Below are 17,995 nucleotides of genomic sequence, written 5' to 3' on the forward strand. Positions count from 1 at the left end.
GGTCCGGGACCGGACGTCCGGTCAGGCGTCCGGGGAGAAGCGGATGGCGGCGGCGGGCAGCTGCGCCTCGCACCACACGCGGGCGCCGCCGCGCAGTTCGTTGTCGGCCCCCACGGACGCGCCGTCGCCGATGACGGCGGCGTCGAGGACGGTCCGCGCGCCGACCGAGGCGCGGGCGCCGATCAGGCTGGCGTTCACCTGGGCGTCCGGGCCGATGACGGCGCCGTCGAGGACGATGGAGCCCTGGACGACCGCTCCGGCCTCGATCCGGGCGCCCGCGCCCACGACGGTACCCCCGGACAGCTTGGCCCCGGCCGCCACCTCGGCGCCCGGCAGGACCAGGGACTCGCCGCGGCGTCCGGGGACGGCCGGGGAGGAGACCACGCCGCGTACGAGGTCGGCGGAGGCCTGGATGATCGACTCGGGCTTGCCGAGGTCCATCCAGTAGGTGTTCTCGGTGACGCCGTGCAGCGTGGCCCCGGTGGCGAGCAGGCCGGGGAAGGTCTCGCGCTCGACGGAGACCGGGCGGCCGGCCGGGATGGAGTCGATCACGCTGCGGCGGAAGACGTAGCAGCCGGCGTTGATCTGGTCGGTGATGATCTCCTCGGGGGTCTGCGGCTTCTCGGTGAAGGCCAGCACCCGCCCCTCGGAGTCGGTGGGGACCAGGCCGAAGGCGCGCGGGTCCTCGACCCGGACCAGGTGCAGGGAGACGTCGGCGTCGGCCGCCTTGTGGGACTCGACCAGCCCGGCGATGTCCAGGCCGGTGAGGATGTCGCCGTTGAAGACGAGGACGGAGGAGTCCGGGCCGCCGGTCAGGCGCGCCCCGGCGTTGCGGATGGCGCCGCCGGTCCCGAGGGGCTCGTCCTCGACGACGTATTCGAGGCTGAGGCCGAATTCGGATCCGTCGCCGAAGTAGGGCTCGAAGACCTCGGCGAGGTAGCAGGTGGCCATCACGATGTGCGTGACACCGGCGGCGGCGGCCCTGGCTATCTGGTGGGCGAGGAACGGGACACCGGCCGTGGGCACCATCGGCTTGGGCGTGTTCACCGTCACGGGGCGCAGGCGCGTCCCTTGTCCGCCGACCAGCAGGATCGCTTCCGTCATTGCGTTCTCCCCAACCGATTCCGGCGTACGAAGGTCCAAATTTAGCCCATCCGGGGGGCGTCCCAAGGCCGGAGCCGGATGTGTCCACCGGCGCGCGCACCCGTGGGTCCGCGCACTCGATGTGTCACGAAATGACGGTGTTGTTCGCCCTGTCAGGAGGCGAACGGGTTGACGTGGCCGGGCAGTTGCCGGCCCGGTTCCAGGAAGCGCTGCCTGCCGGTCTCGTCCCTTACCGGGACGAACCCGGCGTCCGTCAGCCGCTGGGCGATCCGCTGTCGGCGGACCGCGCCCGTCTTGAAGGCGCCTGCCAGGAAGGCCGCGAGCGCGGCCCCGCCGGCCAGCGCGGCGACCGGCATTCCGAGGACGAGCAGCATGAGGACCAGGACTGCGACGGATCCCCAGGCGATCGTCTTCTGCCGCTTGTCCGCGGCCTGGGCCAGGACGTCGAGCATGATCCGGTCCTTCAGCCGCGCCACGGCCTCCTGCGCTTCGGGGAGCGGCTTGACCGTCCCCGGCCGCAGGCCCGGCACCGTCCCGCCGTTGCCGGCCTGCGGATGGGCGGCGATGGTCGCCGCTTCGCGGGCTCGCGCGTCGGGGTGCGGGTCCCGGTACATCCGCACCAGGATCTGCATGTCGTTGTGCCCCGTCCGGTGCGCCCGGTCGTACGCGTATCCGTACTGCTCCGCGACGTGGGCCAGAGCGGCCACCCGGCCGGCGGCCTGCTCCGGGCCGATCTCGACGACGTCCTGGCGGGCGATCTGGCCGAGCATCGCCGATATCTGGCGTTCCGTGAACATGCTTGCTTCCGCCCCACCTGCGCGCCTACGGCTGACAGCCGCACAGCCTAGCCCGCCGCCCCATGCGCGAACGTCCCCCGGCTCCATGCCGGGGGAGTTCGCGTCGCTGCAGGTCAGGTACCCGCTACGGCAGGTTGCGGGCCATGACGATGCGCTGAACCTGATTCGTGCCTTCATAAATCTGCGTGATCTTGGCGTCGCGCATCATGCGCTCCACCGGGTAGTCACGGGTGTAGCCGTAACCGCCGAGGAGCTGGACGGCGTCCGTGGTGACCTCCATGGCCACATCGGAGGCGAAGCACTTGGCCGCGGCGCCGAAGAAGGTCAGGTCGCCGTCGACGCGCTCGGACTTCGCGGCGGCCGAGTAGGTCAGCTGGCGGGCGGCCTCGATCTTCATGGCCATGTCCGCGAGCATGAACTGCACGCCCTGGAAGTCGCCGATCGGCTTGCCGAACTGCTTGCGCTCCTGGACGTAGCCCTTGGCGTAGTCCAGGGCGCCCTGGGCGATGCCGAGCGCCTGGGCCGCGATGGTGATGCGGGTGTGGTCCAGGGTCTTCATCGCGGTGGCGAAGCCGGTGCCCTCGGCGCCGATCATGCGGTCGGCCGGGATCCGGACGTTGTCGAGGTAGACCTCGCGCGTCGGGGAGCCCTTGATGCCGAGCTTCTTCTCCGGGGCGCCGAAGGACACGCCCTCGTCGCTCTTCTCCACGACGAAGGCGCTGATGCCCTTGGAGCGCTTCTCGGGGTCGGTGACGGCCATGACCGTGTAGTACTCGGAGACGCCCGCGTTGGTGATCCAGCGCTTGACGCCGTTGAGCACCCAGAAGTCCCCGTCGCGCACGGCGCGGGTCTTCATGCCGGCGGCGTCGGAGCCCGCGTCCGGCTCGGAGAGCGCGTACGAGAACATCGCGTCGCCCTTGGCCAGCGGGCCGAGGTACTTGGCCTTGAGCTCCTCGGAACCGGAGAGGATCACCGGGAGCGAGCCGAGCTTGTTCACGGCCGGGATGAGGGAGGAGGAGGCGCAGACACGGGCCACCTCCTCGATCACGATCACGGTGGCCAGGGCGTCGGCGCCCGCGCCGCCGTAGGTCTCGGGCACGTGGACCGCGTGCAGGTCGCTGGAGACCAGGGCGTCCAGGGCCTCCTGCGGGAAGCGGGATTCCTCGTCGACCGCGGCGGCGAACGGCAGGATCTTCGCCTCGGCGAGCGAGCGGACCGACTCGCGGAGCATGTCGTGCTCCTCGGCCGGGCGGTACAGGTCGAAGTCGGCAGAACCCGCCAAGATCTCTCACTCCCCAGGGTGATGCGTGATGCTAACTACCGTTAAGTAACCCAAGCCTAGTGGTCCGGTCACGGATGGCGATATGGACGGGCCACGTGAGATGGGTGACAGCGGCGGTCTCCTGGGGAACGTCCCCGCTGGTGGGCCCGACTATGCTCAGTGGCCGCAAACGGCCCCGCACCTCTGGAGCACCCATGGCCCCCCTCAGGATCACTGTGATCGGCACCGGATACCTCGGTGCGACCCACGCCGCCGCGATGGCGGAGCTGGGCTTCGAGGTGCTGGGGCTGGACGTGGTGCCCGAGAAGATCGAGATGCTGGCCTCGGGCCGGGTCCCGATGTACGAGCCCGGGCTGGAGGAACTGCTGGCCAAGCACGTGGCCGGGCTGCCGGGCTCGACCGGGCGGCTGCGGTTCACCACCTCCTTCGAGGAGGTCGGCGCCTTCGGCGACGTCCACTTCGTGTGCGTGAACACCCCGCAGAAGCACGGCGAGTACGCCTGCGACATGTCCTACGTGGACTCCGCGATGGCCTCGCTCGCCCCGCACCTGACGCGGCCGGTCCTGGTGGTCGGCAAGTCCACGGTGCCGGTGGGCTCGGCGGAGCGGCTCGCGGTGAAGCTCGCGGAGCTGGCCCCGGCGGGCGCGGACGTGGAGCTGGCGTGGAACCCGGAGTTCCTGCGGGAGGGCTTCGCGGTGGACGACACCCTGCACCCGGACCGGATCGTGATCGGCGTCCAGGGCGAGCGCGCCGAGAAGCTGCTGCGCGAGGTGTATGAGACGCCGATGTCGGAGGGGACCCCGCTGGTGGTCACCGACTTCCCGACCGCGGAGCTGGTGAAGACCGCCGCGAACTCCTTCCTCGCCACCAAGATCTCCTTCATCAACGCGATGGCGGAGGTCTGCGAGGCCGCCGGCGGCGACGTGGTCAAGCTGGCGGAGGCGATCGGCTACGACGAGCGGATCGGCGCGAAGTTCCTGCGCGCCGGGATCGGCTTCGGCGGCGGCTGCCTGCCCAAGGACATCCGGGCGTTCATGGCGCGCGCCGGTGAGCTGGGCGCCGACCAGGCGCTGACCTTCCTGCGCGAGGTCGACTCCATCAACATGCGCCGGCGCGGGCACATGGTCGAGCTGGCCCGGGAGGCCGTGGGCGGCTCGTTCCTCGGCAAGCGGGTCGCCGTGCTCGGAGCCACCTTCAAGCCGGACTCCGACGACGTACGGGACTCCCCCGCGCTGAACGTCGCCGGGCAGATCCACCTCCAGGGCGGCCAGGTCACCGTCTACGACCCCAAGGGCATGGACAACGCCCGCCGCGTCTTCCCGACCCTCGGCTACGCGGACTCCGCGCTGGCGGCGGCCCGGGGCGCGGAGGTCGTCCTGCACCTCACCGAGTGGCGCGAGTTCCGTGACCTCGACCCGGCGGAGCTGGCCGGTGTGGTGACCGACCGGCTCGTCCTGGACGGCCGCAACGCGCTGGACCCGGTGAAGTGGCGGGCAGCGGGCTGGACCTACCGGGCGATGGGCCGCCCGCGCGCCTAGGGGTGGGTGCGGAGGCGGGGTGCCGGTGCGGCTCCATTGCCAGGGGCTCCGCCCCCGGACCGCCGCGCCTCGAACGCCGGCGGGGCTGGACGTGCCGAAGCCCTGGGAACATCAGGAGCCGCGCCCCGTCCCGGTGATCCGGGACGGGGCGCGGTGCGTTCGGGCGCCGTGGGGGTACTAGGCGCTCTGCCTGTGGTGGGCGGCGCGGGAGGTGAACTCCGCGTCGCGCAGGACGCGCTGGGCGTTGCCCCAGGTCAGCAGGGCCACCTCGGACTCCGGCCAGCCGCGCTCCAGGAGCTCCGCGATCAGCCGCGGATAGCCCGAGGGGTCGGCCAGGCCCGTCGGGCGGGGGTGGTCCGGTCCGGTGCCGAAGGCGGCGCCGAGTCCGACGCCGTGCGGGCCCGCGATCGCCCGTACGTGGTCCAGGTGGTCCGCCACCGCGTGCAGGGAGTCCCCGGTGCGCGCGGTGTCGAAGGTGACCATCGCCAGGCCGTTGGCCTCCCGTAGCGCGGCCAGGACCTCGTCGGTCACGTTGCCCGGATGCGGGTTCAGCGAGGCCGCCGCCGTGTTCGAGATGATCACCGGGGCCTTGGAGGCCCCCGCGAGCCTGCAGGCGACCGTCGGCGGGCAGCCGGTGAGGTCGAGCAGGATCGCCAGCCGGTTCGCCTCGCGGACCACCTCGTGGCCGAAGGCCGTCAGTTCCTCCTGCGCCCAGGGCGCTCCCGCGGGCGCGAGGATCCGTACGCCCAGCGCGTGGAAGGCGCGCAGCGCGCCCAGGGAGTCGGTCAGCGTGCGGCCGGGCACCGGGCCCAGGAACGAGGCGATGCGGCCCCGGTTGCGGGCGTCCGCCAGGTCGTCGGCGCTGAGGGCCAGGCAGAGGCTGTCGGGGTAGCGGCGCATCAGGGTCAGCGCCGTGTCGATCTGGTCCAGCGTGTCGGAGAGCACCTGGTCACCGGGGGCGTCCGCGCGCGCCCGCGCCGACGGCACGAGCAGGGACCAGAACTGGGCCCCCACTCCCCCGGCGCGCAGCCGCGGGATGTCGGTGTCCACGCCCGTGTCCGAGGTTTCGATGTCGTGGTACGGACTCTGGTGCAGGGTCCAGACCAGGGTGTTGCACCCGTCGGCCACGGGATGGACGGCCAGCAGCGCGACAGCCCGGTCGAGGGCGCCCGCCGCCACCGCAACCGGGGGTGCGGGGTGGTCTTCGGCTCCGATGCCCACGGAGTGGGGTTCATCCTGCAGGTCGGCCATGGCATTGGCTCCGGTCTCGGCGGCAGCAGGGAGAGATGGTGCCACCGTGACACGCGGGAGCGCAGGGCCGCCCGGCGGACGCAGCGTTCGAGTGAACCCGCAGGTCACACCCTGTCACCGCGCCCGCCGGGCACCGCGTCCGCTACCGGAGTACCGCGTTCGACGGCCCCCGCGATGCCGACAGGTCGCGGGCCACCGACTCCGCGTCGCGCAGCACGCGTACCGCGTTGGTCCAGGTCAGCTTCGCCAGGTCGGCCTTGGACCAGCCGCGCGTGAGCAGCTCGGCGACGAGGTTCGGGTAGCCCGCCACGTCGTCCAGGCCGGACGGGGTGAAGGCCGTGCCGTCGTAGTCCCCGCCGATGCCGATGTGGTCGATGCCGGCCACCTCGCGCATGTGGTCCAGGTGGTCCGCCACCGTCGCGGCCGTGGCCACCGGGCGCGGGCGCGCTTCCTCGAAGGCCCGGTGCAGGGCCATCGCCTCGGGGGTGGTGTCCAGGTGGTGGAGACCGTGCGCCCGCAGGTTCTCGTCGGCGGCCAGGGTCCACTCGACGGCCGCCGGGAGGATGAACTTCGGTACGAAGGTGGCCATCGCCACCCCGCCGTTGGCCGGCAGCATCGCCAGCACGTCGTCGGGGATGTTGCGCGGGTGGTCGCAGACCGCCCGGGCCGAGGAGTGCGAGAAGACCACCGGCGCGGCCGACACCTCGATCGCGTCCCGCATCGTGGTCGCCGCGACGTGCGAGAGGTCCACCAGCATGCCGACGCGGTTCATCTCGCGGACGACCTCACGGCCGAAGTCGGTCAGACCGCCGTGCCGGGGCTCGTCGGTGGCCGAGTCCGCCCAGTCGATCGTGTCGTTGTGCGTGAGCGTCATGTACCGCACGCCCAGCTGGTGCAGGGCGCGCAGGGTGGCCAGCGAGTTGTTGATGGAGTGGCCGCCCTCGGCTCCCATCAGCGAGGCGATCCGGCCGTCGGCGCGGGCCGCCTCCATGTCGTCCGCCGTCAGCGCCCGCACGAGGTCGCCGGGGTAACGGTCGATCAGCTGGGCGACGACGTCGATCTGCTCCAGGGTGGCGCTGACCGCCTCGTCACCGGCGTAGTCGGAACGCACGTAGACGGACCAGAACTGGGCGCCGACGCCGCCGGCGCGCAGCCGGGGGATGTCGGTGTGCAGGTGGGCGGACTGGTCGCCCCCGATGTCCCGGCGCGCCAGGTCGTAGCGCACCTGCTCGCGCAGCGCCCAGGGCAGGTCGTTGTGGCCGTCCACGACGGGGTGTTCGGCCAACAGCTCGCGCGCCTCGTCCAGACGCTGCGCCGCGCTCACTTGCCGAACCCGAAGGACTCCGCGCTCGCGACCTTCGTACGCAGCCGCTTGCCCTTCTCGGTGGCCTGGTCGTTGAGCTCCTGCAGGAAGTCGTTCATGCGGGCCAGCAGCTCCGTGTCGTGGGCGGCCAGCATCCGTACGGCCAGCAGGCCCGCGTTGCGCGCCCCGGCGATCGAGACGGTGGCGACGGGGATCCCGGCCGGCATCTGGACGATCGACATGAGGGAGTCCATGCCGTCCAGGTACTTCAGCGGCACGGGCACACCGATGACCGGCAGCGGGGTGACCGAGGCGAGCATGCCGGGCAGGTGGGCGGCGCCGCCCGCGCCCGCGATGATCGCCTTCAGCCCTCGTTCGGCGGCCCGCTCCCCGTACGCGATCATCTCGCGCGGCATCCGGTGGGCGGACACGACGTCGACCTCGTAGGGGATCTCGAACTCGTCCAGGGCCTGGGCGGCCGCCTCCATGACGGGCCAGTCCGAGTCGGAGCCCATGACGATGCCGATGACGGGGGCTGCGGAGGTGGTGCTCATGCGGTGACCGTTCCTCTGAGGTAGTCGGCAGCGTGGCGTGCGCGCTCCAGCACATCGTCCAGGTCGTCGCCGTAGGTGTTGACGTGGCCGACCTTGCGACCGTGTTTCACGTCCTTGCCGTACATGTGGATCTTCAGCTGGGGGTCGTGCGCCATGCAGTGCAGGTACGCCGCGTACATGTCGGGGTAGTCCCCGCCCAGCACGTTCGCCATGACCGTCCACCTGGCGCGGGCGCGCGGGTCGCCCAGCGGGAGGTCCAGGACCGCCCGTACGTGGTTGGCGAACTGTGAGGTGACGGCCCCGTCCTGGGTCCAGTGGCCGCTGTTGTGCGGGCGCATCGCCAGCTCGTTGACCAGGATCCGGCCGTCGGTGGTCTCGAACAGCTCCACGGCCAGGTGGCCGGTCACGCCGAGTTCCTTGGCGATGCGCAGGGCGAGGGCCTGGGCCTCGCCCGCGAGGGCCTCCGAGAGGTCCGGGGCCGGGGCGATCACCGTGTCGCAGACGCCGTCCACCTGACGGGACTCGACGACGGGGTAGGCCACCGCCTGGCCGTGCGGGGAGCGGACGATGTTCGCCGCGAGCTCGCGGACGAAGTCGACCTTCTCCTCCGCGAGGACCGGGACGCCCGCCTTGAACGGGGCCGCCGCGTCCTCGGGGGTGCGGACGAACCACACCCCCTTGCCGTCGTACCCGCCCCGCACGGTCTTGAGGATGACGGGGAAGCCGCCCACCTCTTGCGCGAAGGCGGTCACGTCGTCCGGATCGCTCACGATCCGGTGGCGGGGGCTGGGCGCGCCGATCTCGTCGAGCTTGGCGCGCATCACCCCCTTGTCCTGGGCGTGCACCAAAGCGTCGGGCCCCGGGCGGACGGGGATGCCGTCCGCTTCCAGGGCCCGAAGGTGCTCCATGGGTACATGCTCGTGGTCGAAGGTGATCACGTCACAGCCGCGCGCGAAGGCACGCAACGTCTCCAGGTCGCGATAGTCGCCGATGACGACATCGCTCACGACCTGGGCCGCCGAGTCCTGCGGGGTGTCACTGAGGAGCTTGAATCTGATGCCGAGGGGGATGCCCGCCTCGTGGGTCATGCGGGCGAGCTGGCCGCCGCCGACCATACCGACTACCGGGAACGTCACTCCTCCAGGGTATCCGCCGGTATTCCGCCATCCGGACGTGCCCCTGGCCCGATCTGCCCGTGTGCCGTGTGTCGCAGGGTGCCGGAAGGCACAGACGGAGCGCAGGGGGGAGACTTAGCATGGGTGGGTTGACGGAGAACACCGGACGCCCCGTAAGCGGGCGGTGACCGACAGGACTGACCTACTGATGAGCACGCCTGGCGGATCGGTCGTCGAACGTGTACGCGGCCTCGTACGAGAGGTGGCCAAGTTCGGGGCGGTCGGCGGTCTGGGTGTCCTGGTCAACCTGGGCGTCTTCAACCTGATCCGCAACACCACCGACCTGCAGGTGGTGCGCGCGAGCGTGATAGCCACGGTCGTGGCCATCGCCACGAACTACATCGGCTTCCGCTACTTCACCTACCGGGACCGCGCCAAGAGCGGCCGCACCCGCGAGCTCGTCCTGTTCGCCGCCTTCAGCGGCATCGGGCTGGTCATCGAGAGCGGTGTGCTCTACACCGCCACCTACGGGTTCGGCTGGGACGGCCCGGTCGCCAGCAACGTGTTCAAGTTCATCGGCATCGGGACCGCCACCGTGTTCCGCTTCTGGTCGTACCGGACCTGGGTCTTCAAGGCCCTGCCCGCGCCGGCGGAGCCGGCCGAGCCGATGCCGGAGCCGGCGCCCCTGCCGAAGCCGGACCGCAGGCCGGATCCGGTGCCCGAGCCGGCGCCCGCGAACAACTAGTACCGCCGGGGCTCCTAGGCCCTGTCGTCAAAGTCCCGTCGGGCCCGACGCCACTTTGACGACAGGACCTAGCGGACGGTGGCCTGCGGTTCGGCCCGCTCCGGGGCCGTCCGACTGAGGAACAGCGCGAACACCGGGGGCTGCGTCTGGAGCAGCTCCAGGCGGCCGCCGTCCGCCTCCGCGAGGTCCCGGGCCACCGCGAGGCCGATCCCGGTGGAGTTGCGGCCGCTGATGGCCCGCTCGAAGATCCGGTTGCCGAGGTCCGGCGGGACGCCCGGTCCCTCGTCCGTGACCTCCAGCACCGCCTGGTTGCCGATCACCCGGGTGCGCAGCGCGACCGTGCCGCCGCCGTGCATCAGGGCGTTCTCCACCAGGGTGGCCAGCACCTGCGAGACCGCGCCCGGGGTGCCGACGGCCCGTACGCCCTGCCGTCCGGAGCGCACGATGGCCCGGCCCGCGCTGCGGTAGGCCGGCCGCCACTCCTCGACCTGCTGCTTGACGACCTCGTCCAGGTCGAAGGGGACCGCGGAGCCCGTCCGCGGGTCCCGCGAGTTCGTGAGCAGCCGCTCCACCACGTCCGTGAGCCGCTCCACCTGGGTCAGGGCGATCGTCGCCTCCTCCCGGACGGTCGCCAGGTCGTCGGTGACGGTGATCTCCTCCAGCCGCATGGAGAGCGCGGTGAGCGGGGTGCGCAGCTGGTGGGAGGCGTCCGCGGCCAGCCGCCGCTCGGCCGTCAGCATCCGGCCGATCCGCTCGGCGCTGGAGTCCAGCACGTCCGCGACCCGGTCCAGCTCGGGGACCCCGTACCGCTTGTGCCGGGGCCGCGGGTCGCCCGATCCGAGCCGCTCCGCCGTCTCGGCCAGGTCGGTGAGCGGGGAGGCCAGCCGGTTGGCCTGCCGTACGGCGAGCAGGACGGCCGCCACGACGGCCAGCAGGGCCACCGCGCCGACCACGGCCAGGGTCCGCCCGACCTCGCGGGTCACGGTGGAGCGGGACTCCTCGACGACCACGACCTCGCCCTGCTCCCCGCGGGCGGTGCCGCGGATCACACTGTCGGGGATCGGGGGGCCCACGTCGACGGCCGGCTGGCCGGGGACGGTGATCCGCGCGTGGTGGCCGGCGTCCAGCTGCTCGCCGAGGGCCACGGGGTCGATCGGCTTCTTCTCCAGGACGTTCGCCTCGACGATGCCCACGAGCCGCAGCGCCTCGGACTCGATGCGGTCCTGGGCGCTGCTGGTGATGGTCCGGGTCTCCACGATGACGAGGGAGACCCCGAAGACGGCGATCACGACGAGCACCACGGCGAGCGTGGAGTTGATGAGGCGGCGGCGCATGCCCTAGAGCATGCCCCAGGTGGGGCAGAGGAGGCGGTCAGCTCTTCTCGAAGCGGAAGCCGACGCCGCGCACGGTGGCGATGTAGCGGGGGTTGGCGGCGTCGTCGCCCAGCTTCTTGCGCAGCCAGGAGATGTGCATGTCGAGGGTCTTGGTGGAGGACCACCAGGTGGTGTCCCAGACCTCGCGCATGAGCTGGTCGCGGGTGACGACCCGGCCCGCGTCGCGGACCAGGACCCGCAGCAGGTCGAATTCCTTGGCCGTGAGCTGGAGCTCCTCCTCCCCCATCCAGGCCCGGTGCGATTCGACGTCGATCCGCACGCCGTGGGTGGCGGGGGGCTGGAGGGCCTCGGTGGCACCGCGCCGCAGGAGGGCCCGGACCCGGGCGAGCAGTTCGGCCAGGCGGAAGGGCTTGGTCACGTAGTCGTCGGCGCCGGCGTCCAGGCCGACGACCGTGTCGACCTCGTCCGCCCGGGCGGTGAGGACCAGGATCGGGAAGCCGTGGCCCTCGGCGCGCAGCCGGCGGGCGACCTCCAGGCCGTCCATACCCGGCAGTCCCAGGTCGAGGACGACGAGATCGACGCCGCCCTGCAGTCCCGCGTCCAGGGCGGTGGGGCCGTCCTCCCGGACCTCGACCTCGTACCCCTCCCGGCGCAGGGCGCGGGCCAGGGGCTCCGAGATGGATGCGTCGTCCTCGGCGAGCAGTACACGCGTCATGTGGGTGATGGTAGTCCGCGGCGGCTGAAAGCAGAGGCCTGCGGGAAGACCCCTCTCTATCTGGGCTTATGAACTACTAAGCGCCTTCGAATATGGCCGAACGGTTCCCGGCGCGCCTTGTGATCCATCTCTCAAGTCCTTTCATATGCCGCAGTGTCGTGTCGTATGGTGGCGAGACGCCTGATGCAATACCTCAGGGACCTTTGTGCCGAAAAGCAGCGCAAGGTCTCTAATTTCTGTCCTGAACCGGACGGACGGTCCTCTCGGGGGCCGGCCCGGCCCGTCTTGACGACAGTGAATGACCTGTTGGCCGGGCCCCTCGCGTGATGATGCGCGGGAGGGCGTGGATCCCGGTTACGGATGTCCTGCCGCCCCCACCCCCGTGGGGCGGACCCCGAGGCGTGGGGTGGGAGATCCGTCCGCCGGTGCCGGCCACCCCCCACCGGGCGCGGATGAGCTCACGAAGCCGATGCGTCCCGAGCAAGCAAGGATCGACCATGGCTTCCAGCCTGACGACGGCTTCTCCGAGCCCCGCTCACGAGAAGACCCTCCTCGGCCACCCGATCGGCCTGGCCACGCTGTTCATGACCGAGATGTGGGAGCGCTTCTCCTACTACGGCATGCGTGCGCTTCTCGTCCTGTACTTGGTCTCCGGCGGTGTCGACGCCGCGACCGGCAGCCAGGGTGGTGGCCTCGGCTTCACTGCGGCGACGGCCACGGCGATCTACTCCGTCTACGTGGCCATGGTCTACCTCATGGCCATGCCCGGCGGCTGGTTCGGTGACCGTGTCTGGGGCGCCCGCAAGACGGTAGCCATCGCCGGTGGCGTGATCATGGCGGGCCACGTGTCGCTCGCGCTGCCCGGCCAGATCGCGTTCTTCGTCGGTCTGCTGCTGGTCGCGGTCGGCTCCGGTCTGCTGAAGGCCAACATCTCCACGATGGTCGGCCACCTGTACCGCGGTGTGGACGACCCGCGCCGTGACAGCGGCTTCACGATCTTCTACATCGGCATCAACGTGGGTGCCCTCCTCGCACCGGTCGGCATCGGCATCGTCGGCGAGACCGTGAACTGGCACCTCGGCTTCGCGCTGGCCGCCGTCGGCATGGCCGTCGGCCTGGTGGTCTACCTGCTCGCCGGCCGCACCCTGAGCCCGCAGAGCAGCATCGTCCCGAACCCGCTGAGCCCGGTCGAGCGCAAGGCCGTGATCGTCAAGGCCCTGGCCGTCCTGGCCGCCGTCGCCGTCTTCTACGGCGCCGTGGTCGCCGCGGACATGTTCACCATCAAGTGGGCGCTGTACCCGATCACCATCGCCGGTCTGCTCATCCCGGTCGCCGTCCTCGTCCGCATCAAGCGGGACAAGGACCTGTCCACCGTCGAGCAGACCCGGATGAGCGCCTACATCTGGTTCTTCGTGGCCGCCGCCGTGTTCTGGATGATCTACGACCAGGGCGGTTCGACGCTCTCGCTCTTCGGTGACAAGAACTCCGAGCGCGCCCTGTTCGGCTGGGAAGTCCCGACCACCATCTTCCAGTCGCTGAACCCGCTCTTCGTGGTGGCTCTGGCCCCGGTCTTCGCCGCCGCCTGGGTGGCCCTGGCCCGCCGCAACCGCGAGCCGAGCACCATCGTGAAGTTCTCGGTGGCCCTGGTCATCGTCGGCGCCTCGTTCTTCGTCTTCGCCCTGCCGCTGAGCCAGACCGCGGGCAACGACACCAAGGTCACCATGTGGTGGCTGGTGCTCATCTTCCTGATGCACACCCTCGCCGAGCTGTGCCTCTCCCCGGTCGGCCTGTCGGTCACCACGAAGATGGCGCCGCAGAAGTACGGCTCCCAGATGATGGGTGTCTGGTTCCTGGCCGTCACCGCCGGTGACTGCATCACCGGTCTGATGGGTCTGGCCGACGTGCAGCTGAACGGCGTCGGGGTCATCCTCTTCCAGGCGGTCGCCGCGACGCTCGCCGGCCTCGCGATCTTCATGTACCGCAAGAAGGTCAACGCCCTGATGGGCGGCATGGGCTGACGCGTTCGCGCCCCTGTACGACGAAGCGGCCCGGCACACCGGAAGGTGTGCCGGGCCGCTTCGCGTGTCAGCGGGTGCCGCGCAGGCGGCGCCACGGGGTGAAGGTGAACACCGCGCCGCCGAGCAGGATCACCGTGCCGGCGACCAGGGCCAGGGCCTTGATGCCGCCCTCGTCCTCCGCGCCGGTCTCGGCGAGGCCGCCCGAGGTGGTGCTGCCGGTGGTGCTGGTCGAGGAGCCGGAGCCGCCCGGCTGGGCGGTGGTGTCCAGTTCCAGCGAGACCCCGCTGCTCGTCGCCTTGCAGGGGACGTTGATCGGGGTGGCGCCGGGGGCCATCGTGACGTCGATCGTCAGCTGGTCCGGGCTGAGCGTCACCTTGCCGCTCTTCCCGGGCTTGTAGGTGCCGGTCATGTCGCTGAGGCTGACCGGGGCCTTGTCCGGGATCGGCTCCGCGTTGGCCGGGCCGGAGACCTTGACCGTCCCGCTGTCCGCCCCGCCGAGCTTCACGTCCATCGAGGGCTTGAGCGCCCCCGCGGGCAGGGCCATGGGCGCCGCCATCGCACCCTTGGCGGTCTTGACCGTCAGGTCGTAGCTGCCGCCGTTCTTCTTCGCGTTGATCGTGACCGGGGTCTTGATGCCCCCCGGGACGACCGGCCCGCAGTCGAAGGCCACCTCGACCGCCTTGCCCGGGAAGTCGGTCTGGCCGCCCCCGCCGCCGGAGGTGGAGCCGCCCGAGGTGGTCGCCGAGCCGCCCGTGGTCGTGGAGGAGCCGCCCGTGGTGGTGCCACCGGTCGTCGTACCGCCTGTCGTCGTACCGCCGCTGGAGCCGGCCGCCACGTCGATGGTGGCCCCGACGCCCACGCTGCCGGTCGGGGCGCACTTGGTGACGAACGTGCCGAAGGAGAAGGTGACGGCCACGTCGTACTTGCCGGGGGTCAGCGTGATCTTCCCGGCCTTGGTGAGCTTCAGCTTGCCCTTCATCACGGACATCACCATGGGCGCCTTCTTCGGGATCGGCGGGTTCTTCTTCTCCCCGACGACCTTCAGCTCACCGCCACCACCGCCCACGGTGATCCAGCCGGTGGGCTGGACCGCGTCCTGCGGGATGTCCATCAGGTCCGTGTTGTTCGAGGCCGGCTTCACCGTCTCCCAGGACACGTCGACCTCGTCGCCGACCTTCGCCGAGGCGGGTGCGGTGACCTTGGCGGTGGTCTCCCCCTCCACCGGACTGCCGCCCCCGGCCGGGGGGACGCACTTGACGTCGAACTTGGTCTCCGCGGCCTGGGCGGGAGTGGCTCCGATGGCGATACCGGCGCCGCCGAGCAGCAGCGCGATCACGGCCGCGCTCACCCTCCGTTGGGTTTTCACGAATGTCCCTTCGTCGTCGAACGGTTCTCAGACGGTGCGGACGCCTGTGGTGCTGGGCCCGGCGCGCTGTCCGGGGTGAACCACGGCAGGACCGCCGTGGTGGTCTGGGGGGACTGCTCCGGGCGGTCGGGTCCCGGGGCCGGCTCAGGGGGCCGCAGGGCCCCGATCCGCGGCAGCCGGGCCGTCACGGCGGAGGCCGCCGCCGCGGCCGCGGCAGCGGTCGTATCGAGGGGACCCGTACCGCGGTGGCGGCCGGCGGCGGGCGCGGCGCGCGGCCGGACCCGGTCGACGACCGCCATGCCGGTACGGAAGACCGCGGCCGGGATCACCAGCAGGAGCAGGCCCCGGAAGAGCAGCACCCCGTACGGGCGGTCCACGCCCCAGGGCTGCGCGGCCAGCACGGTCTCTCCGTACTTGAGGGAGATCGTGTAGTCGCCGTGGGCGCCGGCGGCGAGCCCCGCGTCGAGCGCGATCTCCGCCTTGCCGCCGGGCGGGATGGTGCCCTTCCAGCGGGCTTCCTCCCACAGCGGGGCGAACACCCCGTGCGCGGTGCCGAGCTGGAAGACCGGGTCCTTGACCGGGACCGGGCCGAGATTGCCGACGGTGACCTTGAACTTCCGGGAGGGCGGGGCGCCGAACCAGGTCAGCACCCCGTCCTCGCCCTCCAGCCGGACCCCGGTGAGCATCGCGAGGCGGGCCGTGCCGGATTCGGCGGGCAGCTCGGCGACCGGGTGGCCGGTGATCTTCAGGGGGGTCGCGACGGTGGACTGGTCACCGTTGACGGAGGTGACGTTGACGATGCAGGGGCAGGGCTTGGGCGGTGCCACCACGGGCAGCCGGGCCGTGAAGCTCCCGTCGGCGGCGACCGAGACGGCGGCGCCGTCGGCGTTGGCACAGCTGTTGGTGCCGCCGATCATGTTCTGGCCGCAGACCAGCAGCATCACCAGCGTCTTCGCCGGCCAGCCGGTACCGGTGACGGTGATTCCGGTGCCCTTGGCGGCCTCCTGGAGCGAGAGCGCCACGGCCGGCTTGCCCTCGGCGGCGGCCGGGCCCGTGGGGAACAGGGCGAGGGCGCACACCGCCAGCCCCGCGGCCAGCAGGGCTCCGACTCTTCTCACCTGGCGGCTCCCGTCAGTTCGTGGTGCGGTGCAGGGGTCGTCGGTCCGGCCGCGGACGGCGCGTCCGGCGCCGGGCCCGGTCCCGGTACGGGCCGTCGGCCGCGTACGAGGTACAGCGCGGCGGCGGTGGCCGCGCCGAGGCCCAGCAGGCCGGCCCCGGTCCAGCCGGCCAGACCCCAGGGGACGAGCCAGCGCGAGCCGGTGGCCACCGCGCGGGCCCCGCCGGGGGCGGTCACGGTGAGGGTGACGCGGACCCGGTCGAAGGCCGGGGCGCCGGGCCAGGGCTCGGTGAGCTCCACCCGCTGGCCGGGCAGCAGTTCCACGGGCAGGGTGCGGCCGCGGGTCGGGTCGGACACCTCGCCGACGAGGGCCTCGGCGCGGATCCGGAGCTCGGGGGCGAGGGCCACGTTGCCGCGGTTGACGAGGGTGTAGGCGATGACGGTGGCCGGGCCCCGGCCCCGTACGGCGACGTCCTCGACCGTGAGGGCGGCCAGGGTGGGGCCGCCGACCCGCAGGTGGACCCGTACGCCGACCTCGTGGCCGCCCTCGGCGGCGATCACGGCGGCGGGGTGGTCGCCGGGCGGGGACGCGGGCGGCACGGTGAGGGTGAAGGGGACCACGGCGCGGGTGCGGGGCGGGACCGTCACGGTGGTGGCGGCCCCGAAGCTGATCCAGGAACCGGCCCCGGTGGCCCCGGTGGCCCCGGTGCCGGGTGCCGCCGGGCGGACCGCGAAGGCGCCGTCGGCCGTGTTGTAGGCGTCGGCGCCGCGCAGCGTGATGGTGCGCTCCTGGTCGGTGGTGTTGGCCAGGGCGAGGCGGTCCTCCAGCACGGTGCCGGGGGCACCGGCCAGGTAGAAGTACGGGCGGGCGGTGGCCGCCGCTCCGGCGGCGGGCTCGGCGGTCCAGCCCGGCTCCTCGGCGGCCGCGGGGCGCGCGGGGGCCGTGTACAGCGTGGCGGCGGCGAGCAGGAGGACGGCGGCGGCGCGCCTCAGGGCGGGGAGCACGGGCATGACCGGGGTGCTCCGTTCAGGACCCGGCCCGCCGGCCGCGCCGGGTCAGCCAGAGCACGCCGACGGCGCCGGAGAGCAGCACGGTGCCGCCGAGGGTGCCGAGGGCCAGGGCGGAATCGGCGGGCCCGGTCTGCGGGAGGGTGTCGCCGGTGGTGTCGGCGCCGGACTGCGTGTTCCCGCCGCCGCCGGGCGCCGTGACGTCCAGCTCCAGCGAGGGCTTCGGGCTGTTGCCGGGGGTGCAGGTCGTCGTGGTGCTCATCGCCATGATGGTGAGCACCCCGGCGGTGAAGGTGACCTTGCCGCTCTTCTTGGGCGTGTACGTGCCCGAGAGGTCGGTGATCTTGATGGGTGTGTCCGGGGGCACGGCCTCGGGGTTGGGCGGACCCGAGACCGGTACGGACACCTTCTCGGCGCCGTCGACGAGGATGACGGCGCTGGGGTTCATCGCACCCTTGCCGAGTTCGATGGGGCTGGACGAGACGCCCTTCTGGAAGGACATCGTCAGCTTGTACCCGTCGCCCTCCTTGACGGCCTTGATGTCGATGGGCGACACCGCCGACTTGTCCCCGATCGGGGTCTTGCAGTCGTAGGCGACGTCGACGACGGCGGCATGGGCCGCGGGGGCGGTGAACAGCACCGCCGATCCGGCCAGCGCGGAGGCCAGCGCGAGCGCGGTGGAGCGTTTGCGGTCGGACACCTTCGTCTTCCCCTCGGGCCACAGAAAACTGACGACACATCAGATCGG

16 protein-coding genes are annotated in these 17,995 nt (G+C 71.9%); 3 read left to right on the forward strand and 13 right to left on the reverse strand.

Annotation, left to right across the window (positions count from 1 at the left end; all coding sequences use genetic code 11):
• Nucleotides 1-21: 21 nt before the first annotated feature.
• The 3 genes from manB to ACZ573_RS33335 all read right to left on the reverse strand — a co-directional run bounded on the left by manB (nucleotide 22) and on the right by ACZ573_RS33335 (nucleotide 3,183).
• Nucleotides 22-1,104 (reverse strand): mannose-1-phosphate guanylyltransferase, encoded by a 1,083-nt coding sequence (gene manB, locus ACZ573_RS33325; RefSeq protein WP_471311659.1) that lies wholly within the window; start codon nucleotides 1,102-1,104, stop codon nucleotides 22-24.
• 152 nt (nucleotides 1,105-1,256) lie between these two features.
• On the reverse strand, nucleotides 1,257-1,901 hold the full coding sequence (locus ACZ573_RS33330; RefSeq protein WP_471311662.1) for a hypothetical protein: 645 nt from the start codon (nucleotides 1,899-1,901) through the stop codon (nucleotides 1,257-1,259).
• Nucleotides 1,902-2,025: 124 nt separating this feature from the next.
• The gene (locus tag ACZ573_RS33335) at nucleotides 2,026-3,183 is read right to left on the reverse strand and encodes an acyl-CoA dehydrogenase family protein (RefSeq protein ID WP_327735737.1); all 1,158 of its coding nucleotides are present in this window, start codon (nucleotides 3,181-3,183) and stop codon (nucleotides 2,026-2,028) included.
• Between the two features lie 194 nt (nucleotides 3,184-3,377).
• On the opposite strand from ACZ573_RS33335, the gene ACZ573_RS33340 reads away from it, so the two are divergent.
• Nucleotides 3,378-4,721 (forward strand): UDP-glucose dehydrogenase family protein, encoded by a 1,344-nt coding sequence (locus tag ACZ573_RS33340; RefSeq protein WP_471311665.1) that lies wholly within the window; start codon nucleotides 3,378-3,380, stop codon nucleotides 4,719-4,721.
• Nucleotides 4,722-4,898: 177 nt separating this feature from the next.
• Here the strand turns inward: ACZ573_RS33340 and ACZ573_RS33345 are convergent, their stop codons facing one another.
• From ACZ573_RS33345 to ACZ573_RS33360, 4 genes are all read right to left on the reverse strand, one after another.
• Nucleotides 4,899-5,972 carry a membrane dipeptidase gene (locus ACZ573_RS33345; protein ID WP_471311668.1) on the reverse strand — a complete coding sequence of 358 codons (1,074 nt, stop codon included), beginning with the start codon at nucleotides 5,970-5,972 and terminating at the stop codon, nucleotides 4,899-4,901.
• Between the two features lie 142 nt (nucleotides 5,973-6,114).
• Nucleotides 6,115-7,296, reverse strand: coding sequence for a dipeptidase (locus tag ACZ573_RS33350; RefSeq protein WP_471311670.1), 1,182 nt, complete (start codon nucleotides 7,294-7,296; stop codon nucleotides 6,115-6,117).
• Nucleotides 7,293-7,829, reverse strand: coding sequence for a 5-(carboxyamino)imidazole ribonucleotide mutase (gene purE / locus ACZ573_RS33355; protein ID WP_471311674.1), 537 nt, complete (start codon nucleotides 7,827-7,829; stop codon nucleotides 7,293-7,295). The genes ACZ573_RS33350 and purE overlap by 4 nt, the downstream gene beginning before the upstream one ends.
• On the reverse strand, nucleotides 7,826-8,965 hold the full coding sequence (locus ACZ573_RS33360; RefSeq protein ID WP_471311677.1) for a 5-(carboxyamino)imidazole ribonucleotide synthase: 1,140 nt from the start codon (nucleotides 8,963-8,965) through the stop codon (nucleotides 7,826-7,828). The genes purE and ACZ573_RS33360 overlap by 4 nt, the downstream gene beginning before the upstream one ends.
• A 187-nt stretch (nucleotides 8,966-9,152) precedes the next feature.
• On the opposite strand from ACZ573_RS33360, the gene ACZ573_RS33365 reads away from it, so the two are divergent.
• A complete protein-coding gene (locus ACZ573_RS33365; protein ID WP_471311680.1) occupies nucleotides 9,153-9,689 on the forward strand; it encodes a GtrA family protein in 537 nt (178 codons plus the stop codon).
• A gap of 68 nt (nucleotides 9,690-9,757) precedes the next feature.
• Here the strand turns inward: ACZ573_RS33365 and ACZ573_RS33370 are convergent, their stop codons facing one another.
• Together ACZ573_RS33370 and ACZ573_RS33375 are read right to left on the reverse strand one after the other, a co-directional pair.
• Nucleotides 9,758-11,023: an ATP-binding protein gene (locus ACZ573_RS33370; RefSeq protein WP_471311683.1), complete on the reverse strand. Its 1,266-nt coding sequence runs from the start codon at nucleotides 11,021-11,023 to the stop codon at nucleotides 9,758-9,760.
• A 37-nt stretch (nucleotides 11,024-11,060) separates the two neighbouring features.
• On the reverse strand, nucleotides 11,061-11,738 hold the full coding sequence (locus ACZ573_RS33375; protein WP_030724697.1) for a response regulator transcription factor: 678 nt from the start codon (nucleotides 11,736-11,738) through the stop codon (nucleotides 11,061-11,063).
• A gap of 497 nt (nucleotides 11,739-12,235) precedes the next feature.
• Between ACZ573_RS33375 and ACZ573_RS33380 the strand changes: the two genes are divergently transcribed.
• Nucleotides 12,236-13,756, forward strand: a complete 1,521-nt coding sequence (locus ACZ573_RS33380) for a peptide MFS transporter (protein WP_471311687.1) — start codon at nucleotides 12,236-12,238, stop codon at nucleotides 13,754-13,756.
• 67 nt (nucleotides 13,757-13,823) lie between these two features.
• On the opposite strand, the gene ACZ573_RS33385 is transcribed toward ACZ573_RS33380, so the two are convergent.
• The 4 genes from ACZ573_RS33385 to ACZ573_RS33400 are packed head-to-tail and all read right to left on the reverse strand — an operon-like array spanning nucleotide 13,824 to nucleotide 17,947.
• Nucleotides 13,824-15,104 carry a hypothetical protein gene (locus ACZ573_RS33385; protein ID WP_471311689.1) on the reverse strand — a complete coding sequence of 427 codons (1,281 nt, stop codon included), beginning with the start codon at nucleotides 15,102-15,104 and terminating at the stop codon, nucleotides 13,824-13,826.
• Between the two features lie 14 nt (nucleotides 15,105-15,118).
• Nucleotides 15,119-16,240 (reverse strand): hypothetical protein, encoded by a 1,122-nt coding sequence (locus ACZ573_RS33390; RefSeq protein ID WP_471311692.1) that lies wholly within the window; start codon nucleotides 16,238-16,240, stop codon nucleotides 15,119-15,121.
• On the reverse strand, nucleotides 16,237-17,250 hold the full coding sequence (locus ACZ573_RS33395) for a hypothetical protein (protein ID WP_471311695.1): 1,014 nt from the start codon (nucleotides 17,248-17,250) through the stop codon (nucleotides 16,237-16,239). Before ACZ573_RS33395 ends, ACZ573_RS33390 begins: the two co-directional genes overlap by 4 nt.
• Before the next feature lie 16 nt (nucleotides 17,251-17,266).
• Nucleotides 17,267-17,947, reverse strand: coding sequence for an LPXTG cell wall anchor domain-containing protein (locus ACZ573_RS33400; protein WP_471311697.1), 681 nt, complete (start codon nucleotides 17,945-17,947; stop codon nucleotides 17,267-17,269).
• Nucleotides 17,948-17,995: the final 48 nt, after the last annotated feature.

It is taken from the genome of Streptomyces sp. NPDC040545, from assembly GCF_055595065.1.

What these genes read in the sequence shown, in the direction of transcription:
- manB (WP_471311659.1), bottom strand. Translation starts at nt 1,104, where the DNA reads ATGACGGAAGCGATCCTGCTGGTCGGCGGACAAGGGACGCGCCTGCGC.
- ACZ573_RS33345 (WP_471311668.1), bottom strand. Translation starts at nt 5,972, where the DNA reads ATGGCCGACCTGCAGGATGAACCCCACTCCGTGGGCATCGGAGCCGAA.
- ACZ573_RS33395 (WP_471311695.1), bottom strand. Translation starts at nt 17,250, where the DNA reads ATGCCCGTGCTCCCCGCCCTGAGGCGCGCCGCCGCCGTCCTCCTGCTC.
- ACZ573_RS33365 (WP_471311680.1), top strand. Translation starts at nt 9,153, where the DNA reads ATGAGCACGCCTGGCGGATCGGTCGTCGAACGTGTACGCGGCCTCGTA.
- ACZ573_RS33380 (WP_471311687.1), top strand. Translation starts at nt 12,236, where the DNA reads ATGGCTTCCAGCCTGACGACGGCTTCTCCGAGCCCCGCTCACGAGAAG.
- purE (WP_471311674.1), bottom strand. Translation starts at nt 7,829, where the DNA reads ATGAGCACCACCTCCGCAGCCCCCGTCATCGGCATCGTCATGGGCTCC.
- ACZ573_RS33340 (WP_471311665.1), top strand. Translation starts at nt 3,378, where the DNA reads ATGGCCCCCCTCAGGATCACTGTGATCGGCACCGGATACCTCGGTGCG.
- ACZ573_RS33375 (WP_030724697.1), bottom strand. Translation starts at nt 11,738, where the DNA reads ATGACGCGTGTACTGCTCGCCGAGGACGACGCATCCATCTCGGAGCCC.
- ACZ573_RS33370 (WP_471311683.1), bottom strand. Translation starts at nt 11,023, where the DNA reads ATGCGCCGCCGCCTCATCAACTCCACGCTCGCCGTGGTGCTCGTCGTG.
- ACZ573_RS33330 (WP_471311662.1), bottom strand. Translation starts at nt 1,901, where the DNA reads ATGTTCACGGAACGCCAGATATCGGCGATGCTCGGCCAGATCGCCCGC.